Source organism: Streptomyces sp. NPDC039462, assembly GCF_055639375.1.
Window position 1 is genome coordinate 981,292 of record NZ_JBVKAO010000003.1, and the last position, 22,593, is coordinate 1,003,884.

The window sequence follows — 22,593 nt, forward strand, 5'->3', positions numbered from 1 at the left end:
GTGCGCACCGGCAGCATCCCGCTCGCCACGTTCGTGCGTGCCGCCGTCGCGGTCGAACTGGGCGACTTCACCCTCGCTGACCGGCTCCTGCAGGAGACCGAAGCACAGTTCGGGCCGAACCGCCAGGCAGAGGAGCTCAGCGGGGAAGACGGGGGAGAGGTACGGGCGGCGATGCTGAGCCAGGTCCAGCGGTCCGCCGCTTCCGGTTTCCGCAGTTTGTGCCGGGTCCAGCTGAAGGTCTGCTTGGCCAGGGGGAAGGGAGAAGGGGGATTCCAGGTCGAAGCGTCAATGGAACGCCTTCCACATGCGGTCGTCCCGGACCCAGCCCACCAGCTCAACAGGGAGATGCCACAGGACCCAGGCCGAGCGGGTGACGGCCTAGCCGGGGGTCCGACACGACGTCAATGTCCGGTTCGCCTGTCTGTCGCTGGCCTGCGGCGATGCGCCGTTGCGTAACCTCCCGGAGCTGGGTGGTGGGTGGGTGTTGACGTCGACCGGTGATCGGGCAGCGTTCGAGCCCGCACGTGCCACGCCAGTCGCGAGAAGTTCAACAGAGGTCAGGCGTTCCACCATGCGTCGGTGCCGCAGCCGACCTCGTAGTGCCACCATCCTTCCTCTTGCCCTCGGTTCAGGAGGGCTTTGATCCCGGCGAAGTCCGCACCTGCTGGTGCGGTGAAGGTGACCATCGGGAAGTCCTCACTGAAGACCTCGCCTCCGAGCCCGAACATCGAAAGACGCTGGTGCACCGCCTGAGGACCGCGTCCCAGGGGACCGGTGGGCACGGGCACAACACGGATCGTGCAGTTGCCGGAGGAACTGACCCGCCCGACAGCCCAATGGAGCCCCTCGAAGTCGGTCTGATACCGCACTACGTCGCCCTCTGCCACTCCGTCCTGAAGGAACGGGGCGTTCTGCACACAGGCCGTGTCATCAGCGAGTTTGGTCGCCCACAGGCCCTCGGTGTCCTGCGGGAACCACCCCTCGCGGGGAACGAACCGGAACCAGACCTTGATCTTCTCGACCGCGTTCTCCATGACGGTCATCATGCGCCGATCGGCACAGGCGCCCCGCACCGGGTCTGAGGCATCGTGGGAGCAGCCGCGTGGGGGCTTGGCCCTCCCCACGCCCGGGGGTGGCCCCCAGTGGCCCCCGGTGCCCCTCTCGACGGAGGCTGAACTCGCTTCGGATCGCCGGGACCCGATGAAGGAGAACCCACCAGGCCTGTCGCCCGAACTTCGCGCCGCCACCATCGAGTCACCGCAACCGCCGCCGCGGCCGTCGCCGCCACGACCCTTGACGGGGCAGGCGTCGACGGCGCTGACGCGGACATCGGAACACGGACGTCCACCGCGCCCTCATCCAACACCGTCCCCCAGCGCGGCACCCTGCTCTCCGCCGAGTTGCTTTACACCCTCACGTCGCCCGCGTACTCCGCCGCCGAACTCACTTCCTCCGGGTACGATCCCGGCGCCGTCCGCCACGGCGTGGACGCGTACCGCCTCGTCTACCGCACCATCGACGCGAAGGTCGGCCCGCCACAGCCAGTGGGTTGGCACCGGCGTCCACCGTATCGACGCGCCCTCCATGCAGCGGAAGGCGTTCCTGTCCGGTTCCTCCATCGCGTAAGCATCCGCGGGCTTCGCCACCGCCATACCCGACTACCTCGGTATGGGAGCAGGCCCCGGCAAGCACCCCTGGATGGACGTGCTGTCCGAGACCTCGGCCTCTCTGGACCTGCTCCGTTCCGCCCGCCAGTTCACACCGAGCACCGGACACACCCTGGACCGCGATGTCCTGGTCACCGGGTTCTCGCAGGGTGCGTCGGGTGTTCTAGGGCTCGGCAGAGCCCTCCAGGCGGGCGGGGACCGGCACTTTTGGCTCGGCGTCCTCGCCCCTGTAAGCGGGCCATACGACTTCGCAGGCGCGGAGATCCCGGCGCTGCTCGCGGGCGACGGCGAACTGGAGCCGACGTCAAGCCTGGTGTACGCCGCTTACACCTTGGTCGCCTTCGACGGCGTCCACGACGTGTACGACAACCCCGGCGAGGTGTTCCGCGATTCCGCCGTGGAGGATCTGTTCGACGGGATGCACACCGGCCCGCAGATGATCAGTGCGCAGCCCCGCGCGCTGGACGAACTGCTGACGCGGAATGGACGCGAGCTGCTGGCCCGCCGAAGGGAGGTCTCGCGGCCGGACTACAGGAGGCCGACAGCGTGTGGAAGGACCGGAAGCCCGAAGCGCCGATCCGGCTCTACGTGGCGCAGGGTGATGAGCAGGCGACCGTCCGGAACACGGCCAACTGCGCCGCGGACTTCTAGAAGTGGCGTTCGCAGGTGCCGGTCGTCAACCTCTGCGCCGTCGGCCACCAGAGGCCACGGCACCTCGGCTCGAACGGGCGGGCAACAGCAGAGGTGGTGCGGTGGTTCAGCACGCTCCGTACGGCCGGCAGCCGATGACCCACCTCCAGGCGCTGGACCGTGGAGCCCAGCGCGACCAGCCGGTCCGCGTCCGTCGGTTGGAGTGGTGGCGGGCAGATTGCCCATCAAGTATCCGGTCGGCTCCACAGCTTCTTCGAATTCGGGCTGTTCGACCGGCGGCAGCGTCTCCAGCAGCGGAACGCCGTCCCACCGACCGCCTCCGCCGACTTGTTCCCGGGCCGTACGGCTGGCCGGCACCGCGACCACAGCCGGCATCGGCCACGAGCACCGGCACGTACCTATGCCCCCCCAGGTCGTCGCGCGCACGGAGACGTGGCCGGGTGGTCCCGGGCGTACCGGGGGTTTTCCCCCTGGCAAGTTGGCGGACAGCACCAGCGCGCTCCGCAGACCGCCCGAGCCATGATCGTTTCACCGCACCCCCGACGGATCACCGAAGCGAGGAGAGATCAGGATGACCGTGCACCGGCAGGCGATAGACCGACGGAAGTTGCTGGCCGCGACGACCGGGCTCGTCGCTGCCGCCCTCCTGGCCCCGGCAGCCTACGCAGCCCCTGCCACCAGACCGGAAGGTCGTGCACAAGCGGGCCGGGCGGCGAAGAACGACCAGGCCGCTGCGGTTCGCGGGATGGAGCGCGCCGCGCATCGTCTCAGGTCGACGGAACCAGGCGGGCGCACCCATGACCTGCGCGCACTGGGCGCGATGATCGGCGACGCGGAGGTCGTCGGTCTGGGAGAAGCCACCCACGGTTCACACGAGTTCTTCGCCATGAAGGAACGCGTCTTCCGTTACCTCGTCGAGGAGAAGCGCTTTGCCACCTTCGCCCTGGAGATGAGCTGGACGGCCGGCCTGCGCATCGACGAATACCTGCAGGGCGGCCCCGGAACCGCCCGGCAGGTCGCCAAGGAGGCGCTGGCCGGGTCCCCTTGGGAGCGCGAGGAGTTCGTCAGCCTCCTCACCTGGATGCGCGGGCACAACGACCGCCACCCCAGCCGCCGTGTCCGCTTCATGGGCAACGACGTCGGGGCACCCAAGCTCGGCAGCGCGATCTTCGAGCGGGTCCTTTCGTACGTCCGTGTGAACCGCCCCCAGGACCTCGCCCACCTCGAAGCGCTGTACGCCCAACTGCCCCCGCTCGACGACACCTTCACCTACCTTGGCCGGCCCTTGGACGAACGACGGCGCAACGCCGCCACCGCCCAGCAGGCCTTCGACCTCATCGCCACGGGTGAGGAGACAGGTGGAGAGGCCCATGCTTGGGCGGAACAGCACGCCCGTAACATCCACCAGACCTTCGCGTTCGCCTCGCTCGACCTCTCCGACCCGGAGTCCGTCTCTGCGGCGGAGCACCTCCGAGACCAGGCCATGGCCGCCAACACCGTCTGGTGGCAGCGACGTACCGGCGACAAGATGCTGCTGTCGGCGCACAACGGGCACGTGGGCTACCTGTCCACCGACCCGGTGATGTACCCCACCACACAGGGCGTCTACCTGCGCAACGCCCTGGGCAGCCGCTACGTCGCCATCGGCTTCACCTTCAACCGAGGCTCCTTCCTCACCGCCACCACCCTCGGCAGCCCCTGGAACAAGGTCACTGTCCCACCCGCCACCCCCGACATGCAGGAGTACACCCTCGACCGGGTCCACCACCGCGACTACTACGTCGACCTGCGCACACTCCCGGCCGCGGCCCGCAGTTGGCTCGACACCCCGCGGCCCGTGTACGACGCCGGCTCGTCCTTCAAGAACGACCCGCTCCCCACCCTCGCCGTCCAGAAGGCCTACGACGTCCTCATCCACCTCCACCGGGTCCACGAGGCCGTCCCTCTCTGAGGATCCGTCGTCCCGCTGGCCCCCTGCCCCCGTCCGTCCCGGAAGCGCTTGTCACCGGCGGGGGAGAGCTGACGCCCCGTATCGCGGACAGGGGTATGGCGGATGCGGACCACAACCGGGCCGGGCACTCCGCGGGACACGGTCGGCCGGAGCAGTGGGAAACCACGTCGGGGCGGGCGGCCGCCCTGCGCGCGCTCCTACCGCTTGGGTTCACGCTTGCTGCTGGGCGTGAACGGTTTCACGGTCCGGGCCGGTCGCCGTGGTCGCCGACGGTGTGGTGCGGGGCCAGGTCCAGGCGTAGCGCAGGATGAGGGCGAGAACGATCACTTCCAGTGCGACGCCAAGGCCGTAGAAGTACGTCCAGGACTCGCCCACCGCGTTGAATGCCGTGAAGGGGATCTGTACCGAGGCCACGATGAGGTTCGTGATGCGGTTCGCCCGGGCGGGCAGCGTCATCGACAGCACGACCATGAGGATTGGGATCGCCATGAGCACGAGGAAGGCGGTCAACAACGTCTGGCTGATGTTGAACTCCCAGACGACGCCGGCCTCGATGTCATCGATGACGCCGGGCTTGAAGAAGGCGAGAATGTCCACGTAGACGAACAGGAACATGAGACTTGTCCACGCTGCGGCGAGCTTGGCTCTCACCGGGGCCCGCTGGTTTTCCAGTGCGGTCGTGGTGGGTTGACGTGTTTTCATCGTAGGCTCCGTCGTTGTGGTGAGGACTGGTAGGCCCACGATTGCCGAGCCCGGCGGCGGACACATCGGCGTCGAGGCCGGACCCGCCTCGGCCGTTGGGAGAAGCGGCGTCTCGTTCTTTTGGCCGGTCCCCGACGCCTCGGCGGTCCCTAAGCTGGGAGTGTGACCACCAACGCCCTGAGCTCGCTGTGGGCCGAGCCCCGCGCGACGGACGCTCCCGAACGGGTGCCGCGCGACTGGGTGCTGGTCGGGGTGTTGATGGTGACGGCGCTGCTCGAAGGAGCTCTCCGGGACGACGTCGCCTGGCGGCCATTTGCGACGATCGTGGCGGTCGGACTTGCGCCGGTGCTGCTGTGGCGGCGTACCCATCCGTTGGCGTGTGTCGTCGTGGCCTTCGGCACCGCGATGGCGTTGGGACTGGCGAGCCTGCTGGGCGGAGCCCCGAGCGTGGGCCTCGACACGATGGTCTACATCCTGGTGTTCGTCTACGCGTTGGTCCGCTGGGGCTCGGGGCGCGAGATCGTGATCGGGCTGGCGGTGGTGGCGGTTGCTGCGGGAATCGGTACGGTCGCCGACTACACCGGGCCGGCCGACGTCATCGGCGGACTCGCCGTTCTGACGGCGGCGGCGGACGGAGCGGCGTTCCGCTACCGCGCCGAGAGCTGGCGCCGGGCGTTGGACCAGAGCCGCAGCCAGGAGCGGGTCGGCCTCGCGCGCGAGCTGCACGACATCGTCGCCCACCACGTCTCGGCGATCGCTGTGCAGGCGCAGGCGGGCCGGGCGATGGCCGGGCAGCGACCTGAAGCGGCGCTCGAGGCGCTGGTGGTCGTCGAAAGGGAAGCGTCGCGGACGCTCGCGGAGATGCGGGCGATGGTCCGGGTGCTGCGCGACGGAGCGCCGGCGGAGTGTGCCCCCCAGCCCGGCGTTGCCGACCTGGTGTCCCTCGCCCGACGCGCCCCGGTCCCGGTCGTCGACGTGGAGTTGCCGGATGACAGGGACGAACTTCCGCCCCAGGTCGACGCGGCGGTCTACCGGCTGGCGCAAGAGGCGCTGACCAACGCCCTGCGGCACGCCCGCAACGCCTCGCGTGTGGAGATCCGGGTCGTAGAGGACGCGGGAAGGCTGCGACTACGCGTGACCGACGACGGACAGATCGATCCGGCACGGTCGGCGAACCACGGCTTCGGGCTGCTGGGGATGACCGAGCGCGTGCAGCTGCTCGGCGGCACGCTGCGTGCCGGGCCGGCGCCCGAGGGCGGGTGGACGGTCGACGCCGAAATGCCGACGAAGGTACGCCGATGACGGTACGCGTGCTGGTTGCCGACGACCAGGATCTGGTGCGCACCGGCCTGTCGATGATCCTTGACGCGCAGCCCGACATCGAGGTCGTCGGCCTGGCCGCCGACGGCCACGCCGCCGTCGAGCTGGCGCATCGGCTCCGCCCCGACGTGTGCCTGGTCGACATCCAGATGCCCGGGCTCGACGGCATCGAGGTGACCAAGCTCCTCGCAGGGCGGGGCGTCCCGGACCCGATCGCGGTAGTGGTGATTACGACATTCGACCTCGACGAGTACGTCCAGGGCGCGCTCCGGGCCGGCGCCCGAGGCTTTCTGCTCAAGGACGCCGGACCGGCGCTGCTCGTCCAGGCCGTCCATGCCGCCGCCGTCGGCGACGCCCTGATCGCGCCGAACATCACCCGGCGGCTGCTGGCCACCCTCGCCGCCAAGGAACCGTCGAGCCGACGGACCCAACCGATCGAGCCGCTCACCGAACGCGAGGAGGAGGTGCTGACGCTGGTCGCCCGTGGCCGCACGAACGCCGAGATCGCCGCCGAGCTGTTCATCGGCTTGACGACCGCCAAGACCCACGTCGCCAGCCTGCTGACCAAAATCGGCGCCCGAAACAGGGTCGAGATCGCGATGTGGGCGTACGACACCGGCCGGGTGGGGGCCTGAACCTGCATCCACCGCGCTGTAGTTGGTCCGTGGACGACGAAGCGTGAAGAGGTGCCTGCTGACCTGGAGTGATGGGAGCTCCTACGCCAAGGCCGTGAAGAAGGGGACTTCGGCGATCTCGGCATCGGAGATCCAGCCCTGACCGCGACGGCGAGCGAGAATCGTGCGCCGGCTGCGCGGCATGCCTGTACGACCTTGTGGCGCTGAACTCATCCAAGACACCCAGCAAGCCGCTTGGGTAGTTCCTCGGCGAGCGCGTCCAGCTCGCTCCGGCGTGCCGCGATCCGCTCCAGCTCGGACCTCCCCGCTCCTCCCGCGATCCGGCGGTGCATCCGTACGGCGACGGCTCGTAGGCGGGCCCCCACGGCAGGCACAGCCGATTCACGATGCACACCGCTCAGTGGGGTGGCAGGATGCCTTCCTCCTGGGCCACGTGGGTGCAGGCCATGGCCGCTGCCGTCATCCCGAGTTGGTCGAGTACTTCGATGGACTCCAGCAGGATCCGAGCGTCGGCATCGGCCATGGCATTGCCGCAGCGGTCGCGTTCGGCCAGGTCTTCGGCGGTCGTGGCGGTGCGTAGCGTTGTGACGCGGTCGGCCAGCGCTTCGCGGGAAGACTCCATGGCGGCGATGCCGCGCACCGCACGGACGATGTCTTCATCGGTCATGTCGTTCATGTCCTCCCAGACGGTGCCCGGCTGCCTCTCGTCACACCGCGGTCCCCGCCTGTGAGGCAGAACACGGCGCCGCCTGTGCTTCTTGGCCGAGGTGCGAAGGACGGACGGCCCCACCACCGGGGGGATGGTGGCGGGGCCGTCGTGCTCGGAAGGGGGGAGCCGAGCTGTCTGATGTGCTGGTGCCCCGGATCTGAGGCGGTATGCCTGGTGCCGCGTACATACCGCAGGCTGCAGGCCGCCGGCTGCCCCGTACGTATCGCCGGCTGCATGTTGTCCTATGCGCGGCGCCACCCCCTTAGGGGGCTTCGCTTCGCGGCCGGCTCGTCGGCTGTTGTGGCGACCCGCGCTGATCAGTTGCGTGCCGTCGTCCTCCCATGGGTGGTGGCGAGAGTCGCGCTCAGGTCCTCGGCGAGGGCGATCTCGTCCGGTGTCGTACCCGCCCAGGCGATGTGGCCGTCGGGGCGGACGAGGGCGGCGCGGACACCGGTGAAGCCGGCAGGGAGCTGGAACGGGGTGGCGGCGTGGACGCGCAGCCCGGCGCGGGCGAACCCGGCGAGGCCGCCGCTGCCGGTGAGGTCCAGCAGGAGGTGGCTGTCGGCGCGCAGCAGGGCGAACAGGGTGGTGTCGCCGAGGGGGAGGTCGGGGGCGCGGGTGCCGGTCAGCGGGTGGGCGTCGGGGGAGGTGGGCGCGTAGGTGACGGCGAGGGAGCTGACCTGGGCGGCCAGGCGGTCGTTGAGGTCGGGCAGGGTGGTGATCAGCCGGGCGAGCAGGCCGCGCAGGTCGCGTCCCTCGGGGGTGAAGGCGGTCATCAGGGCGACCTGGGCCCGGCTGGTCTCGGTGAGGTCGGCGCCGACCGGGTGCCGTTCGGAGTGGTAGGTGTCCAACAGTCCATCCGGCGCCCAGCCGTTGAGCGTGGCGGCGAGCTTCCAGGCGAGGTTGGCGGCGTCCTGGATGCCGACGTTCATGCCGACACCTCCGGCGGGGAAGTGCTGGTGGGCGGCGTCACCGGCGAGGAAGACGCGGCCCTTGCGGTACTGGTCGGCCAGGCGGGTGGCGTTGCCGTAACGGGAGAGCCAGACCGGATCGCGCATGCCGAAGTCGGTGCCGGCCACGGAGATGACGTTCTCGCGCAGTTCCTCCAGGGTGAGGTCGCCGGGCCAGGTGGTGGTCAGGTCGCGAGGGGTGATGCCGACCAGGCGGTGGATGCCGCCGGGCATGGGGACGACCATGAGGGAGCCGGTGGGGCCGAAGCGGCTGTAGCCGGGGGCGGGCGGGTCGTCGAGGACCACGTCGCCGAGCCAGCCGAGAACAGTGGAGGGGGTGCCGGGGTAGCCGATGCCGGCCGTGGTGCGCACGGTGCTGCGGGCGCCGTCGCAGCCGACCAGGTAGGCCGCCCGGAGGGTTGTGGGGCCGTGCGGTCCGGTGGTGTGCACGGCGACGTGGTCAGGGTGTTCGGTGAAGCCGGTCACCTCATGGCCGCGCAGGATGTCCGCGCCCAGGCCGAGGGCCTGGCCTTCCAGCAGTGCCTCGGTGCGCTCTTGAGGCAGCGCGAGGGTGTAGGGGAAGGGGCTGGGCAGACGGCGGAAGTCCAGGCGTGAGTCGAGAGTGCCGAAGTGGCCGCCGGGCAGCGGTATGCCCTCCTTCACGAAGGGCTCGTGCACGCCGCGGGAGGCGAAGGTCTCGATGGTGCGGGGATGCACGGTCAGGGCGCGGGAGCGGGTATCGCGTTCGGTGCGGGGCTCGATCACGGCGACGGCCACGCCGGCACGGCGCAGTTCGCCGGCGAGCCACAGGCCCACGGGTCCGGCACCGGCGACGACGACCTGGTATTTCATGATCTTTCCCTTTCTCGACACGTGCGCTCTTGTACTCGAGACGCGCGCTCTTGTACTCGACACGCACGCTCTTGGTCGGTGACCAATGCTTGCCGTGCAGTAAACTAGGTCGGTGACCAAGAGGCAAACCGGGAAAGACGCCACGGGGCAGCTCACTCGCGCCGCCGTGATCGATGCCGCCCTCGGCGTATTGGGCGAGCGGGGACTGGACGGGCTCTCGACCCGGGCGGTCGCCGATCGCCTCGGCGTACGCATGAACACCGTGTTGTGGCACGTGAAGACCAAGGCTCGAATGCTGGAACTGATGGCCGACGCCGTCCTCGCCGGCATCCACTACGACGACCTGCCCGACGCCCCCCTGCAACGCGCCCGCGAACTCGCCGGCCGCTACCGGCACACGCTGCTCGCCCACCGCGACGGCTCCGCCCTGGTCACCGGTACCTACCCGGCCGAACCGAACACGCTGCGCTTCGCCGACCGCCTCATCGGCGCGCTCCTGGAAGCCGGTGCGGACGAACAGCGGGCGGCATGGACGGCCTGGACGGTGAACTACTTCGTCCTCGGCCTGACCCAGGAGGAGCAGGCAGCCCCCGAGGCGGAGGAAGGCGACAAGAGACTGGCACAGGCCGTCGATCCCGCTGCGCACCCTGCACTGCAACAGGTCCTGCCGCACCTCCGGCACAACTTCGAGGAGCGCTTCACCTTCGGTCTTGAGGCGATCCTCTCCCGCATCCCCGCGTGACAGCGCGACATCGACGACGCGAGCGCGGTACGGGCCGCAGGCCTTCACCGACCTCCTGGAAGGCGTAGCCGCACACGAGCGGGCGGCCTCAGAAACAGAGCTCATCGCGGCGGCACCTGGCTCTCGCGCGTGCGTAGTTGACGCGCGAGGGGTGGGGACCCAGTGGCCGTTCCAGGAGACTGGCCGGTGAGGTGGGCAGCGGGCGCCAGAGGGGGAGGCACATGGGGCACGTGGGGCTGAGCTATCAGGACGCCGTCCGGCTGCTCGGGGGCCGGGAGGACGCCATGGTGGCGGCACTGGATCGGCTGACCGGCGGGCTGCTGCTCGCGTCGTCGGCCACGGGGGCGGGTTTCGCCGCGAGCCTGTTCGACGTCAGAGGCGAACTGTCCAGGCTGGGCGCCGGTCTCGTACACGGTCTCAGCGAACGGGCGCGCGGCCTCACCCGCTTCGAGCGCGGCGAACGGATGGCAGCGGCCCACGCCGTGGTGGTGCTCTCGGCGTACTTCGAGGTGCTGGCCGAGACCGAACTTCCGTGCGGTGCAGAAGACTTGGAGATGACCAGGGCCGAGCAGGTAGGGCTAGCAGCGGGGGAGCAGTCCCACTCCCACCGGCTCCACGCCCTGGCTGACACCCTGCTCCGTTCGGACGTGCCGATCCCCTCACCCCACCGGCCGTACGAGGAGACCCTCGCGACGCTCAGCGGGTTCTACCGGCGTCTGTCGGGGGAAGTCATCCGCTTCGTGTCCGGACTCGCGGTCTGGGACCGGCTCGACGACACCCAGCGCAACCGCTTCCGGCAGACGGTGTCCGACGGCCTGCCGGACCGGGCCGGCACACGGTACGAGGAACTGTTCCGGCAGCTCGCCCTCGATTTCCCGGAGGTCGCCTTCTGGGCGAACCTGGTCGATCACCAGGCCACGCGGTCGCAGCTCCGCTCCTTGCGGGCCGGCCTCGACGAGCTGGGTCGGGCGCTGTGGGAGTTGGCGTCATGCCGGACCCCCGACCCCTGGCTGACCGGGCTGGCCCGCGCGCACCACGCAGTCCTCGACCGGCCGATCCTCACCTCGCGGGACGTCCTGGACGGACTGAGCCTTCCGCCGCTCGGCGCCGCGTATGTGAGTCCGGACTTCCGGGTGGCCGAAGTGGGACCCACCGATCGCTTCGCCGAGGAGGGATGGTGGGCCGAACAGCAGGTTCGCGAAGACCTCGACCACTTCCTGCTCGGCCACCTCACCTCACCGCGGGCTGTCCGCGCCCCGCTGGTCGTCCTCGGCCAGCCGGGGTCGGGCAAGTCTGTCTTCACCCACGTCCTCGCAGCACGCCTGCCGCCCGCGGACTTCCTCGTCGTACGCGTGGAACTGCGCGACGCGACCGCCGAGGCGGATCTGCAGACACAGATCGAGCAGGCGGTGCGGTCGGCCACGGGTGAGGCGGTGACCTGGCCCGAGCTGGTGCGGCGCGGGGCGGGGACGCTGCCCGTCGTTCTCCTCGACGGCTTCGACGAGTTGCTCCAGGCGACGGGCGCCAGCCAGAGCGACTACCTGCAGAAGGCCGGTGACTTCCAGCGGCGCGAAATGGCCCAGGGGCGCCCCGTCGTGGTCGTCGTCACCAGCCGCACCGCGGTCGCCGACCGGGCGCGGCCTGCGGAGGGCATGCTCGCCCTGTGCCTGGAACCGTTCAGCGACGCCCAGGTCACATGGTGGCTGCGGATGTGGAACCGCACCAACGCCACCGGCTTCACCGCTCGCGGTCTCCACCCCCTGGAGCCCGATGTCGCATTGCGGTACCGGGAGTTGGCGTCTCAGCCGCTGCTGCTGTTACTCCTTGCGCTCTACGACGCCGACGAGAACGCGTTGCAACGCCGCGACGAGGCGCTGGGGGAGGGGGAGCTCTACGAACGGCTGCTCACCAGCTTCGCCGCCAGGGAGGTCCGTAAGGCCGCCGCGGGCCTGGACGACGAAGAGTTCGACGCGGCGGTGGAACGCCAGCTGACCCAGCTGTCCCTGGTCTCGTTCGCCATGTTCAACCGCGGACGGCAGTGGATCGGCGTGGCCGAACTCGACAGGGACCTGTCCGTACTCGCCCCTGACATCGGCCCGGCAGGCGCCGGCCTCGGCGGCCTGAGGGCCACTCTCAGTACGGCGGACATCGTGCTCGGCCGGTTCTACTTCGTCCACGAGTCGCGGGCGAACCGTGACGGTCTGCGCCTGCGCACCTACGAATTCCTGCACGCCACCTTCGGGGAGTACCTGATCGCGCGGCTCGTTACCCAGGAACTGGACGACCTGGACGCCGAGTTGAGCTCTTCGGTGCGCCGCAGCCGACCCGCGGTGATCGACGACGCATTCCTGCACGCCCTGCTCTCCCACATGCCACTGACCATGCGCGGGACCACCCTCTCCTTCGCCTGCGAACGGCTGCGCGCTCTGCCGGAGCCGCGCCGCCACGGCGTGCGCGACGTACTGCTCGACCTGTTCCGGCACACCGGGGAGATACGACACGACACCCGGTACAGCGACTACGTGCCCAACCCGCTGCCGGTGACCGCCGGGCCCGCCCGGTACTCGGTGAACCTGCTGGTGCTCGCCGTCGCGACGGCAGGGGAACTCACCGGCAGCGAGCTGTTCCCGCTGGAGCACGACGTCGTATCGGCATGGCGGGCCGCCGCACTCCTGTGGCGGTCACAGTGCCCCACGGAGGCGTGGCACGGACTGGTCGCCACACTGGCGCTCGAACGCGTCTGGGACGGTCGCCGACGGGATATCAAACTGTCACTGCGGCCGGACTCGGAGCCTGATCCCGTGCCACTGGACGCGCACTGGACGTACGACCGTGACCGGAACGACCACTACCGGCAGGCCGCACGGAGAGACGGCGGCTGGTTCTCCTGGATCACGCATCAGAACACGAGACTGCGAGCCCAGTCCCACTTCCTCTGCGACGTTCTCGACGACGTCCTCGCCCACGGCCTCGAACCCCTGGCGGGCCCGTGGGACACGGCGGTCACCACCTTCTTCGACGGCGGAGACGACCCGCCCGTCTCGGCGGCCCACGCGATGATCACCCTCTGGCTGCGCATCGACGAGGACTGCACCGCACGAGAGCTGACCGCGGCCTTCGACGTCTGTCTGCAGACAGCCCTCAACAGCTTCGCGCCCACCGACGACGAGACCAGACAACGCTTCCGCCTGATGTTCCTGCGCCGCCTTGCGGCGGACTGGCGACGCGTGGAACCGGAGTGGGTGGAGCGTGCGATGAGGAGCATTCATGATGGTGGCAAGGACGCGACGGTCGACGGCGGCGCACTGTTCTACGAACTCGCGCGGGACGTGCTTCCCGACGCGCTGCAGGCGGCACACTGGACGGACGACGGACACGGTCGAGGGTGCGCCGACCACACAGGCGCCTGATCCACTCGACTGGGCCCAGGAGGTCTTGTGCCGGTCGGCGCACACCATCGACCGGTGGGCATGTGCCCTCGCGACGCCAGCTCGTCCGGGCGGGGCACCGGCGGGAACACCAGCACCGTCGCACAACGGATGGCGACATCGCACAGGGTCAGAGGACACACACCTCATCGCGCCCGGAGGCAGCAGCACGGGGTAATTGCTACAGCCCGCCCAGTCGCTTGTTGATCGTGTCGAGTGTCGGCCAAGGAGGACCGTCGTGCAGTACGCGCAACAGTTCTTCTCCGAATCGCCTCCCGTTCGGAAACTGGTCGCCAAGCTCCCAACGCCACGCGGCGACCATCCCAAGGACGAGCTGTCGGCACTCGTCCAGCAGCCCTTGGTCGATGTTCGGGTAGTGCTCGCAGACCGCCTCGGGGACATGGGCCAGGTCGAACTCGACGGGTCCGCGGCAGCACGTCTCAAGGTCGATGAACAACGGGCCGTCCGCCGTGCTGAGCACATTTCCTGGGTGTGGCTCGCCGTGGAGCAGCTGCTCCACGGCGCCGCGGTCGTCGATCGCTCGTCGCACGCTGGCCAGCCGGCCGCTGAGAAAAGCTCGGTCCGCTTCGGCGAGCTCCGGCGAGCGAGCCGGATCGGCGACAACTTCTTCCGCCTCGATGATCCGGTCCGTGAACCTCGGGCTGGGCACATCGACCTCGCGCATGCCGGCGTGCAGCTGCTCCAGCGCCTTGGCATAGCCGGCTGGGGAGGTGTGAGGTGTCACGGGCTCGTAGTAGGTCCACAGCGTCACTGCGAAGCCACCGCGCGTGTACACACGCGGGTCAACCCGAGGCTCCAACGGACACACCGGGCTCCCGGCCCCGGTGAGCCGCTGAGCGAGGTCGACTTCGAACTCTGCAACCTCTTGTCCCACAGGGGCGACCCGGGCAAAGACGTCACATGGCGTCAGCCGCAGGGCCAGCTTGTTCGAGTTGTGCAGAACGATAGCGCCGTCGGTCGGCAGGTCGAGCGATGCGGCGACCGAAGTCGCAGCAGTGATCGCACGCGTGACGTCGGTCATCTCCACCCTTGAATCTTGGCATGGATGAGGGAGGGCGGTGCCAACTTGGGTGGCTAGGGGTCAACTGCCCTTGCTTGGCACAGTAGAGGGGCGCTACTAGTCCGACTTCAGTGGCAAGCGGTCTAGGTTCAGGGACAGGGGATACCAGCGAGGGCGACTCTGGCAGGATGACGGCATGTTCGATTTCGGCATCGCGGGTTACCAGCCAGAATGGTTGGACGGCTGTGGTGACGTCGTGCGGGAACATGGACATCGTCTGCGGGGTCTTGCCGGCCGGACGCTCACGAGGGTCTGGATGGTCTGGGACCTCAGGGACGACGAGTGGTTCTGCGACTGCCCGGTGCTGTTCGACTTCGATGGCCAGCAGGTCGAGATCAACCATCAAAAGCTGGGCGATCTTTCCCTGACGTGGAACATGATCGACCCTACCCACCCAGTCCGATGGCCCGGCTTCGACCTGCAATGGCGACCCGAACCTCTTCCCGAGCTGCACGCTCTGCAGGGGCTGCCAGTCAAGGGGGCCGAACTGCTCGAATGGGTGGGCGGGGACGTCGCTCAGGGAAACGTCGACGTCAGCTTCGCCTTCGAGACGGGTCGCGTGACCGTCTTCAACGCACTCGACGAGAACGGGGTGAGCTTTGACCCTCCCGGGACGACCGAACTTTGACAGGGGGCAATCGGCGAGCTCAGCTCTACGACGCGAACTGTGGCCACCGTGATGGTGAAGCTGATTGCGGTCAGGGACATGCTCTGCCAGGTCAGCTCCTTGCCCGTGTCGAGTGCCGCGTTCGTGGCCGTGGAGGCCGAGCCGACCATGACGAGAGCCGGCAGGCTGTTGTGCACGCGCCGGTGACGCGCCGGTACTGACAGACGATCACGGGCCGGGCCGCGAGCGCAAAACCCCTACCTGCGCCAGGTGTTGGGCCCTGGCGCTGCCCGCCCGTGGGCCCGTTAGGGTAGCCCGGTGACCGACGAGAGCGTGGATGGACTGAACCACTTCCGAGCCGAGGCGATATCGCGAGGCCTGGCGTCGGAGGAGGTGGACGAATGGATACGTGGCGCCCTGCCGGCGGTGTACCTGGCCGAGGGCGGTGACGGCCCCCTCGTGGCGCGCGTCGGTGGCAACCCCCTGCTGCCGCACGACGTGCCGAAGCCCTCCGACCCCTTCGTGGCCTCCGTCGACCTCGCGGCTCTCCCACCGGGGGCGACCAACCTTCCACTGCCCGCCGATGGCCACCTGCTCTTCTTCTCCGGCACCGATGTGCAAGGCAGCGAGGGACAGGTACCTGATGCGGTGCTGTACGTCCCCGCCGGGACCCCTACAACCCCGACCTTCCTCGAACACAGCTGGCGCGAGCCGTACCGGCCGCGTGAACTCCGCACGGTCTGGCACCAGCCGAGCGCGCAGATGCCGGAGAGCTTCGCCCTCGACAGATGGGGCGCCTTCCCTGAGGAGGAGCAGTTCGAACTCGCCGACGAACTCAGTGACGCCTGGGCACACGTGGGCGGCTACCGCCCTCCCTGGGTCTTGCAGATCGGCGGCCATCCGGTCTCACCCCAGAACGACCCCGTCCACTACGCTCGTACGCCCGAGGAGGCCGACCACTGCGAGCAAGGCGGTGCCGCCCACGAAGAGGCCGCCGGCGACTGGGCCCTCCTGGCCACCTGGAGGTGCGGTGACGACGTCACGGAACTGGACTCCGGCGTGGCCCACTGGGTGATCCGCCACCGGGACCTGACGGCCCGGCGCTTCGACCGGGTCCACCGCTACGTCGAAATGGCCTGACCCCGCGGGGCACGTGGACGTCGTACGGCTGGATCGTTCAGTGCGCGGTGAGCCCGCCGTCGACCACCAGCTCCGCGCCGGTGACGAACGAGGAGTCGTCGCACGCCAGGAAGAGGATCGCGGGTGCGATCTCGTCGGCGCGGCCGGCTCGGCGCATGGGGGTGCGTCGGATGTCCCGCTGCTGGTCGCCCTGGTCGTCCAGGAGGTCCTGGATCATTGGCGTGGCGATCACCCCGGGATGCACCGAGTTGATCCGCACTCCCTGCCGCGCGTACTCGACCGCGGCGGTCTTGCTCAACAAGCGCACCGCTCCCTTGGACGCCTGGTAGGCCGCAGCCGCACCGCTTCCTACCAAGCCGAGAACCGACGACGTATTGATCACCGACGCGTTGCCGCTCGCACGCAGGAGCGGCATCGCCGCCTTCATGCCGAGCCACGTGCCTTTCTGGTTCACGTCGATGACGCGGTCCCAAGCCTCTTCCCGCGTGTCCTCGATACCTGGCCAGTCCAGGATGCCGGCGAGGTTCACGAGCACGTCCAGCGTTCCGAACCGGTCACGTACGACGGTGATCACTTCGTCCCACTCGCGCGCGGAGGAGACATCGAGGCGAGCAGCGACGACCTCCGCACCGCGTGCCCCGATCCGGTGGGCCAGGTCCCGCAGGGGGCCTTCGGTGATATCGGTGATCACTAGCCTGGCGCCTTCGCGGGCGAAGAGTTCGGCGGTCGCTGTGCCGAGGCCGCCGGTCGCGCCCGTGATCAGCGCGATCTTGCCGTCAAGTCGTTGTCCTGTCATGGATATGGTCCTTGATTCTCGTTGCTGCTGACTGACCGGCTGACTGCCGTGTCGGACTTCTTGGTCCGGCGGCGGCGGATTCGCACCCGGCGCCCCCGGCACCCTTGGGCGCCCGTGGCCCGGCCTCCTTTACGACGACTCCCGCTCCCGGTAGAGCACGAGGTGCTCGTGATAGAGCACCCCGCCCCGAATGTCGCCCGTGGCGGTGAACCCGGTGTCGTCGACGTAGTCCAGGTGGCTGCCGGTCACCGTGTACCGGCCGGTGTACGCGCTGCGCCGCTCGCCGCGGGCTTCGTCGTAGCGGCCGTCCGGCAGCAACTCCTGACGGATGTGACCATCCGCGGTCACCCACATCCCGACCACGTCGACGTGGTCGCCCTCAACGGCCCCGGTCATGACGGACCCCTCTCCTCGAATGGTGTGGTCCTTCCTGCTCCACCGAGTCTGGGCAGGTCAGCGGCCATCAACCAGGACGCGTACTGCCTGGGTGTGGCACACCCAGGCAGCTCACCGGGCCGCCGCCTAGCCTGAACACATGGACGACAACCACCTGGGAGACTTCCTGCGCACACGCCGCGACGGCCTGCGGCCGGAGGACGTCGGCATGGCGAGCCATGGAACCCGCAGAGTCGCCGGACTGCGCCGCGAGGAGGTCGCCGTCCTGGCCGGAGTGAACGCCGACTACTACACCCGCCTGGAACAAGGACGAGAGCGCAACCCCTCACCCCAGGTGGTCGACGCGCTCAGCCGCGCGCTGCGCCTCGACGCGGACGCACGCGCGCACTTGTACCGGCTGGCCGGGGCCACGCCGAACGACCGACCCTCCGCCCACGCCGCCGAGCGGGTCAGCCCTTCGCTGCGGCAGCTCATGGACGGCTACCCGAACACTCCGGCGTTCGTCATGAGCCGGACCCTGGACTTCCTAGCCGTCAACGCCCTGGCCGATGCCCTCTACGCCCCGTTCGAGCCGGCGGACAACTTGGCCCGCATGACCTTCCTCGACCCGGCGGGCCGAAACTTCTACACGGACTGGGACCGGGCGGCACAGGCCACCGTCGCCAACCTTCGCGAGGCAACCGGATTCGACCCGGACAACCCACGGCTACGCGAACTCGTCCGCACCCTCACTGAGCACAGCGCGGACTTCACCCGCCTCTGGAACGCCCACGCCGTGCGCGGCAAGACCCAGGACGCCAAACAATTCCTCCACCCGGACGTCGGCCCCCTCACCCTCACCTACCAGGCCTTCGACGTACGCGACGCCCCCGGCCAGCAGCTCGTCATCTACCACGCCGAACCAGGCAGTCCCAGTGCCCAGTCCCTCAATCTGCTCGGTTCCATCCACGCGACCCGGCGCCGCCCCGACCTCGACAGCGTCCACGACTCCCTCTAAGCCCAAGAACGTGAATTTCGCAGGATCCTGTACGCACGGGCCGACCACCGACCACCGACCAACGACCACCGACCGGTGCACCGAAACCGTCCCATCCCGGTCTCCTGTGTCCAAGGCCTGCATGAGGACTACCTGCGCAGAGGACACGAATGGGAGAACCAGAATGGGAGAACCAGATCCTCGACCGCTTCCTTGAGGCTCTGGCGGCATGGATGCACGACTCGCCTGCCTGGTGCTTCAGGCCGCCACCGTCTATGAGTGAGAACGCGTCTTGGAACCTACTTCGAGGGTGCCAAGACGCGTACTGAGTCTGGCAGCAACGCCATTGAGACCGGCATTCGTATCGTCTCGTCGCCGCCCGCCCTTGACGCTTGACCAACAGACCACCGACGGGGGGCTATCGAACAGAACCGCACTCGTCGACCAGAACGGTCGGTTCCGACAGGAACACGTTCGGGTCGACGGGCCCAAAGGCAACGTTGAACGTGTCGAGCCAGTACGACCAGTCCCGTATTCCGGCGGCGCTGCTGAACCGGTAGTTCAACTGCCATCGAACCCACTGCCCCGGGACCAAGCGCACCGCCGGCGGCCGCCGCGGGCGCGGCGGCAATCCGAACAACGGCTCCACACGCGCCAGCACCCGCAGCCGACCGCCTTCGTCTCGCAAACTGAGTCCGACCCGGCGCAAGTCCCTCTCGCTCTCGCGAGGTTCGAAACCGTCGTGCTCGGACATCCGGATGACCTGGGCGAAGGCAGGTGGCACCGGTGACACCAGGAACCCCGTTGGCGCCGCGTTCCTGCGGGCAGCAGCCTCACCGCCCCTGGAGTGCTTCGTCCAGGACGTCCTGATCCACTGCACCGTGATCTCCACTGCAACCGCCTCTCGCCCGGGACACTACGGCGACCACAGCCCGAACAGCACCCCGATTTCGGCGTGCTGCCCGGCAGCCCGAAGGATTCCGGCCGAGACGGACCTGTTGCACGGCGTTAGAGTCCAACAGCGGAGGAGGTGAAGATGGCGCTGAACAAGAAGGGTTCCCGGTGTATAACAGTCGACGGGATCGAGTACCGCTGGCGGATCCGCAGGAAGCCCTCCTACATGCAGGGACTCTGCTGGACACCCATGACCTACGCAGTCGAAGCGGCCAGCGACAGCCAGGCAGGCACGACCTTGATCGTCACGAGCGGCCAGGCCCACCCCAGCAACTGGGTGAGCGTCGAGACGGAGCCGATTCGTCCCGCTCACGTTGCTGAGAGCATTCGCGAGGCACGGCGGCAAGGCTGGCATCCAACCCGGTTCGGTTCTCCTTTCCAGCTCGACCGATCCGCAGGATTCACTGCTCAACCGTGAGACGAGGTCGAGTAGCGTGGCGCATCTGGCCCGGCATCATGGCCTGGTGACCACATGGATGCGCTGCTACTGGGACGAGGAAGACACCTGGTTCTACTTCGAGGTCGACGCCGGAGGCTGGGTGACCCGCCAAGTCGAACTCGCAGGGCCTGAACTGATCCCGATCGCAGCTGCCTGCCTCGCCGAGTGGCAGCAGGCCCGCGACGCAGGCCGCCTCGGTGAGTACGACAGCAGGTTCGGAATCACAGCCGAGCTGCCAGTCTCGGATTGGGAAGGCCACGACCCCGAACAACTCACCTCCGAGGAGTTCGAGGAAGTCTGGGGCCGTGCCCGCCGGCAGATCGCATCTCAGCCCAGCTGACTTCTCGCCGCCGCAGAGGCTTCTTGGCGTCATCGCGGCATGACGCCGAGTCCTTCCCCCGTACTGTCCGGGCCCTGGACACCGCTCAACTCCTGGGCCTGGCCCAAGAGGCCGCTTCGTGACGCCCCGGTTAGGCCGTGTTTTAGGTAGCGGGTGGCTCTTGGGCGGATAGTTCTTCGGCCAGTTCCATACAGCGCAGGCGGGCTGGGGAGAAGTCGTAGGGCATCTTGCCGGTGGCTTCGAGCACGCTCATGGAGTCGGCCTCCCGCCTGCCGGAGCTGAGGCCGGCCTCGCGCTTGCCGTCATCGGCGGCAGCAGGGTGCAAAGTGTCCCAGGTGTCGAAGAGGGCATCGTCGTCTTTCCCCAGGCCGGACTCCTCGATGACGGCCTACAGGGCGCTTTCGAAGGCGTGCCGCTCGACGGCCACTTGAGCCACCCGTGGATCATCGACGGCGACGCTGTCATCGAGTGCCTCCTCGGCGTCGTCGATGCGGTCGGATTCCTCCCGCAGAGTGGGATGCGTGGCCAGGACGACGAAGCGGGTGGCCTGGATGGCCGCGCCGAGTGGGCCGAAGATCCGCTCGGTGACCAGCAGACTGTCCAGGTCCGCCTGACGCAGGGAGTCGTCAGGCAGGCTCTTGAGGCGTTCGGTGACGAAGTCGGAGAGCAGGCCCGTCCGGCTGCCTTCGGTGCGCATCCGTTGCACGGCGGTCCGCTGCCGCCGCAATTCCGCCTCCTGCTCGGCGAGGGTTTCCTCCAGCCGCTCCAGGATGTCCGCGATACCGTCTGCGCTGTCCGCACCGGCGGAGGCCGTTCCGGTGGTGAAGGCGTCACGGATGTCGTCCAGGGCGATCCCGGCGTCGGCCATCTTGCGAATCCACAGCAGGCGGATCATGTCCTGGTACCCGTAGCGGCGGCGGTCGTCGCCGCCCCGCTCGGGCTCGGGGAGCAGGCCGATCTCGTGGTAATGGCGAATCGCCCGCGGCGTGGTGCCGGCGAAGGCCGCCGCGTCACCGATCTTGACCTGGCGAGGTGGCACGAACGGCGAATGCATGAGCAAAGGACCTTTCCTCAAGGGACCGGGACGTGAGTCCACTGGACCACATGCCGCTACGGAAGGTGCAACCCGTAGTCCTCGCGGTCCAGGACGGGCGGACGGCCACCGCCCTCCCCGCGGCGCCCGCGGTTGCGGACCTGACCGACCGGCTCAGGAATCGTGCACCTGATGCCACGTCTGCGCAGGTAGGCGCGATGCGCGCGTGGAGAGTACGCCTTATCGCCTCGCACCCGGGCACCCGCAGCATGCTGGTGTGCCCGGCAGATGGTGGAGTCGACGTTGACCTCCCAGAAGATCAGCCTGGCCATATCAGCCCTCGCCTGCAACAACGTCAACAGCCGGGCCCGCACACCCCGACGCTGCCATCGCCGGAAGAGTCCATACGCCGTCTGCCACGGTCCGTACTCGGACGGCAGGTCCCGCCATGGAACTCCGGTTCGAACCCGCCACCGCACACCGTTTACCAGCCGCCGACAGCCAGGCAACCTGCGACTTATGCCCACCGCAGGCAGCAACGACTCCAGCACCGGCCACTGCTCATCAGAAAGATCCCCTCGCCCCACATCTTGATCGCCACCGTGCAGGGCACGCACAGGAATCAGAACCTAAAACACGGCCTGGGTACGCCCTGGTGGCCGAAGTAAGTGACTTTTCCCTGCCCCACTACGTGAGCTCTCCCGCAACCAACCCTCGCTCAACCTCAGGCCAGTCCTCGTTGACGTCCTCGTCGGCATCCTGCATTCAGAGCAAGTACCGCTAAACCAGGACCGCGAGCCGCTCGCGATGGACCAACGCCACGCTGCTGCCTCCCCTTACTTGCGTCACTGCTCCGCCGGCGAGGCCATGTCACTCGTAGATGCGGCCCGCCATGACCATCTGGGCCACCAAGTTCCAGCTTGGGCTGTCCGGTACGGGCTCGCCCCGGTTGGCGCACCCCTGAGGCATGGCTTGCAGCCAGGCGCCCCAGGCCTCCAGGAAGTCTGCCAGTGTCACGTTCTCCCAGGCCGACTCATTATCAGAAAGGTCTGCAACAGCTTCCTGGAGAAACCTGGCCAGGGCCTCTCGACTGTCCACATCCTGCGCCATCTCGAAGAGGTTCAACTACCTTCCCCTGACCGGGAGAGACACGCGATCTGCGCCATGAGAGGACTCAAGCGCATTGCCCTTTGGAAGCACCGGCTCGCCTTTTCCCTTGCCGTC

General features: G+C 68.6%; 22 protein-coding genes and 1 pseudogene. 12 read left to right on the top strand and 11 right to left on the bottom strand.

Annotation, left to right across the window (positions count from 1 at the left end):
• The first annotated feature begins 33 nt into the window (after positions 1–33).
• On the top strand, positions 34–456 hold the full coding sequence (locus ACZ7LU_RS21710) for a DUF6420 family protein (RefSeq protein ID WP_471917786.1): 423 nt from the start codon (positions 34–36) through the stop codon (positions 454–456).
• Between the two features lie 101 nt (positions 457–557).
• Here the strand turns inward: ACZ7LU_RS21710 and ACZ7LU_RS21715 are convergent, their stop codons facing one another.
• Positions 558–1,046, bottom strand: a complete 489-nt coding sequence (locus ACZ7LU_RS21715) for a DUF4265 domain-containing protein (protein ID WP_471917661.1) — start codon at positions 1,044–1,046, stop codon at positions 558–560.
• 1,843 nt (positions 1,047–2,889) lie between these two features.
• On the opposite strand from ACZ7LU_RS21715, the gene ACZ7LU_RS21720 reads away from it, so the two are divergent.
• Positions 2,890–4,269 (top strand): erythromycin esterase family protein, encoded by a 1,380-nt coding sequence (locus ACZ7LU_RS21720; RefSeq protein ID WP_471917662.1) that lies wholly within the window; start codon positions 2,890–2,892, stop codon positions 4,267–4,269.
• Between the two features lie 210 nt (positions 4,270–4,479).
• On the opposite strand, the gene ACZ7LU_RS21725 is transcribed toward ACZ7LU_RS21720, so the two are convergent.
• Positions 4,480–4,971: a DUF6326 family protein gene (locus ACZ7LU_RS21725; protein ID WP_471917663.1), complete on the bottom strand. Its 492-nt coding sequence runs from the start codon at positions 4,969–4,971 to the stop codon at positions 4,480–4,482.
• Positions 4,972–5,133: 162 nt separating this feature from the next.
• On the opposite strand from ACZ7LU_RS21725, the gene ACZ7LU_RS21730 reads away from it, so the two are divergent.
• The gene (locus ACZ7LU_RS21730; protein WP_471917664.1) at positions 5,134–6,273 is read left to right on the top strand and encodes a sensor histidine kinase; all 1,140 of its coding nucleotides are present in this window, start codon (positions 5,134–5,136) and stop codon (positions 6,271–6,273) included.
• Positions 6,270–6,926 carry a response regulator gene (locus ACZ7LU_RS21735; protein ID WP_471917665.1) on the top strand — a complete coding sequence of 219 codons (657 nt, stop codon included), beginning with the start codon at positions 6,270–6,272 and terminating at the stop codon, positions 6,924–6,926. The genes ACZ7LU_RS21730 and ACZ7LU_RS21735 overlap by 4 nt, the downstream gene beginning before the upstream one ends.
• 397 nt (positions 6,927–7,323) lie before the next feature.
• Here the strand turns inward: ACZ7LU_RS21735 and ACZ7LU_RS21740 are convergent, their stop codons facing one another.
• The gene (locus tag ACZ7LU_RS21740) at positions 7,324–7,602 is read right to left on the bottom strand and encodes a hypothetical protein (protein ID WP_471917666.1); all 279 of its coding nucleotides are present in this window, start codon (positions 7,600–7,602) and stop codon (positions 7,324–7,326) included.
• Positions 7,603–7,952: 350 nt separating this feature from the next.
• Positions 7,953–9,437: an FAD-dependent monooxygenase gene (locus tag ACZ7LU_RS21745; protein ID WP_471917667.1), complete on the bottom strand. Its 1,485-nt coding sequence runs from the start codon at positions 9,435–9,437 to the stop codon at positions 7,953–7,955.
• 112 nt (positions 9,438–9,549) lie between these two features.
• Here ACZ7LU_RS21745 and ACZ7LU_RS21750 point away from each other — a divergent pair, with 112 nt between their 5' ends.
• Complete coding sequence (locus ACZ7LU_RS21750; RefSeq protein ID WP_471917668.1) at positions 9,550–10,179, top strand: TetR/AcrR family transcriptional regulator C-terminal domain-containing protein; 630 nt, start codon at positions 9,550–9,552, stop codon at positions 10,177–10,179.
• Positions 10,180–10,400: 221 nt separating this feature from the next.
• Positions 10,401–13,589: an NACHT domain-containing protein gene (locus ACZ7LU_RS21755; protein ID WP_471917669.1), complete on the top strand. Its 3,189-nt coding sequence runs from the start codon at positions 10,401–10,403 to the stop codon at positions 13,587–13,589.
• 199 nt (positions 13,590–13,788) lie between these two features.
• Here the strand turns inward: ACZ7LU_RS21755 and ACZ7LU_RS21760 are convergent, their stop codons facing one another.
• Positions 13,789–14,649: a phosphotransferase gene (locus tag ACZ7LU_RS21760; RefSeq protein WP_471917787.1), complete on the bottom strand. Its 861-nt coding sequence runs from the start codon at positions 14,647–14,649 to the stop codon at positions 13,789–13,791.
• 175 nt (positions 14,650–14,824) lie between these two features.
• Between ACZ7LU_RS21760 and ACZ7LU_RS21765 the strand changes: the two genes are divergently transcribed.
• Together ACZ7LU_RS21765 and ACZ7LU_RS21770 are read left to right on the top strand one after the other, a co-directional pair.
• Positions 14,825–15,316, top strand: a complete 492-nt coding sequence (locus tag ACZ7LU_RS21765; RefSeq protein WP_471917670.1) for a hypothetical protein — start codon at positions 14,825–14,827, stop codon at positions 15,314–15,316.
• Between the two features lie 297 nt (positions 15,317–15,613).
• A complete protein-coding gene (locus tag ACZ7LU_RS21770; protein WP_471917671.1) occupies positions 15,614–16,435 on the top strand; it encodes a DUF1963 domain-containing protein in 822 nt (273 codons plus the stop codon).
• A 37-nt stretch (positions 16,436–16,472) separates the two neighbouring features.
• Here ACZ7LU_RS21770 and ACZ7LU_RS21775 read toward each other — a convergent pair whose 3' ends face one another.
• Both ACZ7LU_RS21775 and ACZ7LU_RS21780 read right to left on the bottom strand, forming a co-directional pair.
• On the bottom strand, positions 16,473–17,231 hold the full coding sequence (locus tag ACZ7LU_RS21775; RefSeq protein WP_471917672.1) for an SDR family NAD(P)-dependent oxidoreductase: 759 nt from the start codon (positions 17,229–17,231) through the stop codon (positions 16,473–16,475).
• Positions 17,232–17,360: 129 nt separating this feature from the next.
• Positions 17,361–17,627 carry an Atu4866 domain-containing protein gene (locus ACZ7LU_RS21780; RefSeq protein ID WP_471917673.1) on the bottom strand — a complete coding sequence of 89 codons (267 nt, stop codon included), beginning with the start codon at positions 17,625–17,627 and terminating at the stop codon, positions 17,361–17,363.
• A 139-nt stretch (positions 17,628–17,766) separates the two neighbouring features.
• Between ACZ7LU_RS21780 and ACZ7LU_RS21785 the strand changes: the two genes are divergently transcribed.
• Entirely contained in the window at positions 17,767–18,624 is an 858-nt protein-coding gene (locus ACZ7LU_RS21785) for a helix-turn-helix transcriptional regulator (RefSeq protein ID WP_471917674.1), read from the top strand.
• A gap of 149 nt (positions 18,625–18,773) precedes the next feature.
• Positions 18,774–18,932 (top strand): DUF7660 family protein, encoded by a 159-nt coding sequence (locus tag ACZ7LU_RS21790; RefSeq protein ID WP_471917675.1) that lies wholly within the window; start codon positions 18,774–18,776, stop codon positions 18,930–18,932.
• An 89-nt stretch (positions 18,933–19,021) separates the two neighbouring features.
• Here ACZ7LU_RS21790 and ACZ7LU_RS21795 read toward each other — a convergent pair whose 3' ends face one another.
• The gene (locus ACZ7LU_RS21795) at positions 19,022–19,495 is read right to left on the bottom strand and encodes a hypothetical protein (protein WP_471917676.1); all 474 of its coding nucleotides are present in this window, start codon (positions 19,493–19,495) and stop codon (positions 19,022–19,024) included.
• A 144-nt stretch (positions 19,496–19,639) separates the two neighbouring features.
• On the opposite strand from ACZ7LU_RS21795, the gene ACZ7LU_RS21800 reads away from it, so the two are divergent.
• Both ACZ7LU_RS21800 and ACZ7LU_RS21805 read left to right on the top strand, forming a co-directional pair.
• On the top strand, positions 19,640–19,975 hold the full coding sequence (locus tag ACZ7LU_RS21800) for a hypothetical protein (protein ID WP_471917677.1): 336 nt from the start codon (positions 19,640–19,642) through the stop codon (positions 19,973–19,975).
• Positions 19,976–20,033: 58 nt separating this feature from the next.
• Positions 20,034–20,336 (top strand): hypothetical protein, encoded by a 303-nt coding sequence (locus tag ACZ7LU_RS21805; RefSeq protein WP_471917788.1) that lies wholly within the window; start codon positions 20,034–20,036, stop codon positions 20,334–20,336.
• A gap of 142 nt (positions 20,337–20,478) precedes the next feature.
• On the opposite strand, the pseudogene ACZ7LU_RS21810 reads toward ACZ7LU_RS21805, so the two are convergent.
• The 3 genes and pseudogenes from ACZ7LU_RS21810 to ACZ7LU_RS21820 form a co-directional block, all read right to left on the bottom strand.
• Positions 20,479–21,390 (bottom strand): annotated as a pseudogene (locus ACZ7LU_RS21810) (MerR family transcriptional regulator).
• Between the two features lie 56 nt (positions 21,391–21,446).
• Positions 21,447–21,986 (bottom strand): transposase, encoded by a 540-nt coding sequence (locus ACZ7LU_RS21815; protein WP_471917678.1) that lies wholly within the window; start codon positions 21,984–21,986, stop codon positions 21,447–21,449.
• Positions 21,987–22,239: 253 nt separating this feature from the next.
• Positions 22,240–22,494: a DUF7660 family protein gene (locus tag ACZ7LU_RS21820; RefSeq protein ID WP_468308812.1), complete on the bottom strand. Its 255-nt coding sequence runs from the start codon at positions 22,492–22,494 to the stop codon at positions 22,240–22,242.
• Between the last annotated feature and the right edge of the window lie 99 nt (positions 22,495–22,593).

Coding starts and splice junctions, on each gene's coding strand:
- ACZ7LU_RS21735 (WP_471917665.1), top strand. CDS start 6,270: ATGACGGTACGCGTGCTGGTTGCCGACGACCAGGATCTGGTGCGCACC.
- ACZ7LU_RS21780 (WP_471917673.1), bottom strand. CDS start 17,627: ATGACCGGGGCCGTTGAGGGCGACCACGTCGACGTGGTCGGGATGTGG.
- ACZ7LU_RS21790 (WP_471917675.1), top strand. CDS start 18,774: ATGGGAGAACCAGAATGGGAGAACCAGATCCTCGACCGCTTCCTTGAG.
- ACZ7LU_RS21785 (WP_471917674.1), top strand. CDS start 17,767: ATGGACGACAACCACCTGGGAGACTTCCTGCGCACACGCCGCGACGGC.
- ACZ7LU_RS21760 (WP_471917787.1), bottom strand. CDS start 14,649: ATGACCGACGTCACGCGTGCGATCACTGCTGCGACTTCGGTCGCCGCA.
- ACZ7LU_RS21800 (WP_471917677.1), top strand. CDS start 19,640: ATGGCGCTGAACAAGAAGGGTTCCCGGTGTATAACAGTCGACGGGATC.
- ACZ7LU_RS21775 (WP_471917672.1), bottom strand. CDS start 17,231: ATGACAGGACAACGACTTGACGGCAAGATCGCGCTGATCACGGGCGCG.
- ACZ7LU_RS21765 (WP_471917670.1), top strand. CDS start 14,825: ATGTTCGATTTCGGCATCGCGGGTTACCAGCCAGAATGGTTGGACGGC.
- ACZ7LU_RS21715 (WP_471917661.1), bottom strand. CDS start 1,046: ATGATGACCGTCATGGAGAACGCGGTCGAGAAGATCAAGGTCTGGTTC.
- ACZ7LU_RS21740 (WP_471917666.1), bottom strand. CDS start 7,602: ATGAACGACATGACCGATGAAGACATCGTCCGTGCGGTGCGCGGCATC.
- ACZ7LU_RS21745 (WP_471917667.1), bottom strand. CDS start 9,437: ATGAAATACCAGGTCGTCGTCGCCGGTGCCGGACCCGTGGGCCTGTGG.
- ACZ7LU_RS21720 (WP_471917662.1), top strand. CDS start 2,890: ATGACCGTGCACCGGCAGGCGATAGACCGACGGAAGTTGCTGGCCGCG.
- ACZ7LU_RS21725 (WP_471917663.1), bottom strand. CDS start 4,971: ATGAAAACACGTCAACCCACCACGACCGCACTGGAAAACCAGCGGGCC.
- ACZ7LU_RS21805 (WP_471917788.1), top strand. CDS start 20,034: ATGCGCTGCTACTGGGACGAGGAAGACACCTGGTTCTACTTCGAGGTC.
- ACZ7LU_RS21755 (WP_471917669.1), top strand. CDS start 10,401: ATGGGGCACGTGGGGCTGAGCTATCAGGACGCCGTCCGGCTGCTCGGG.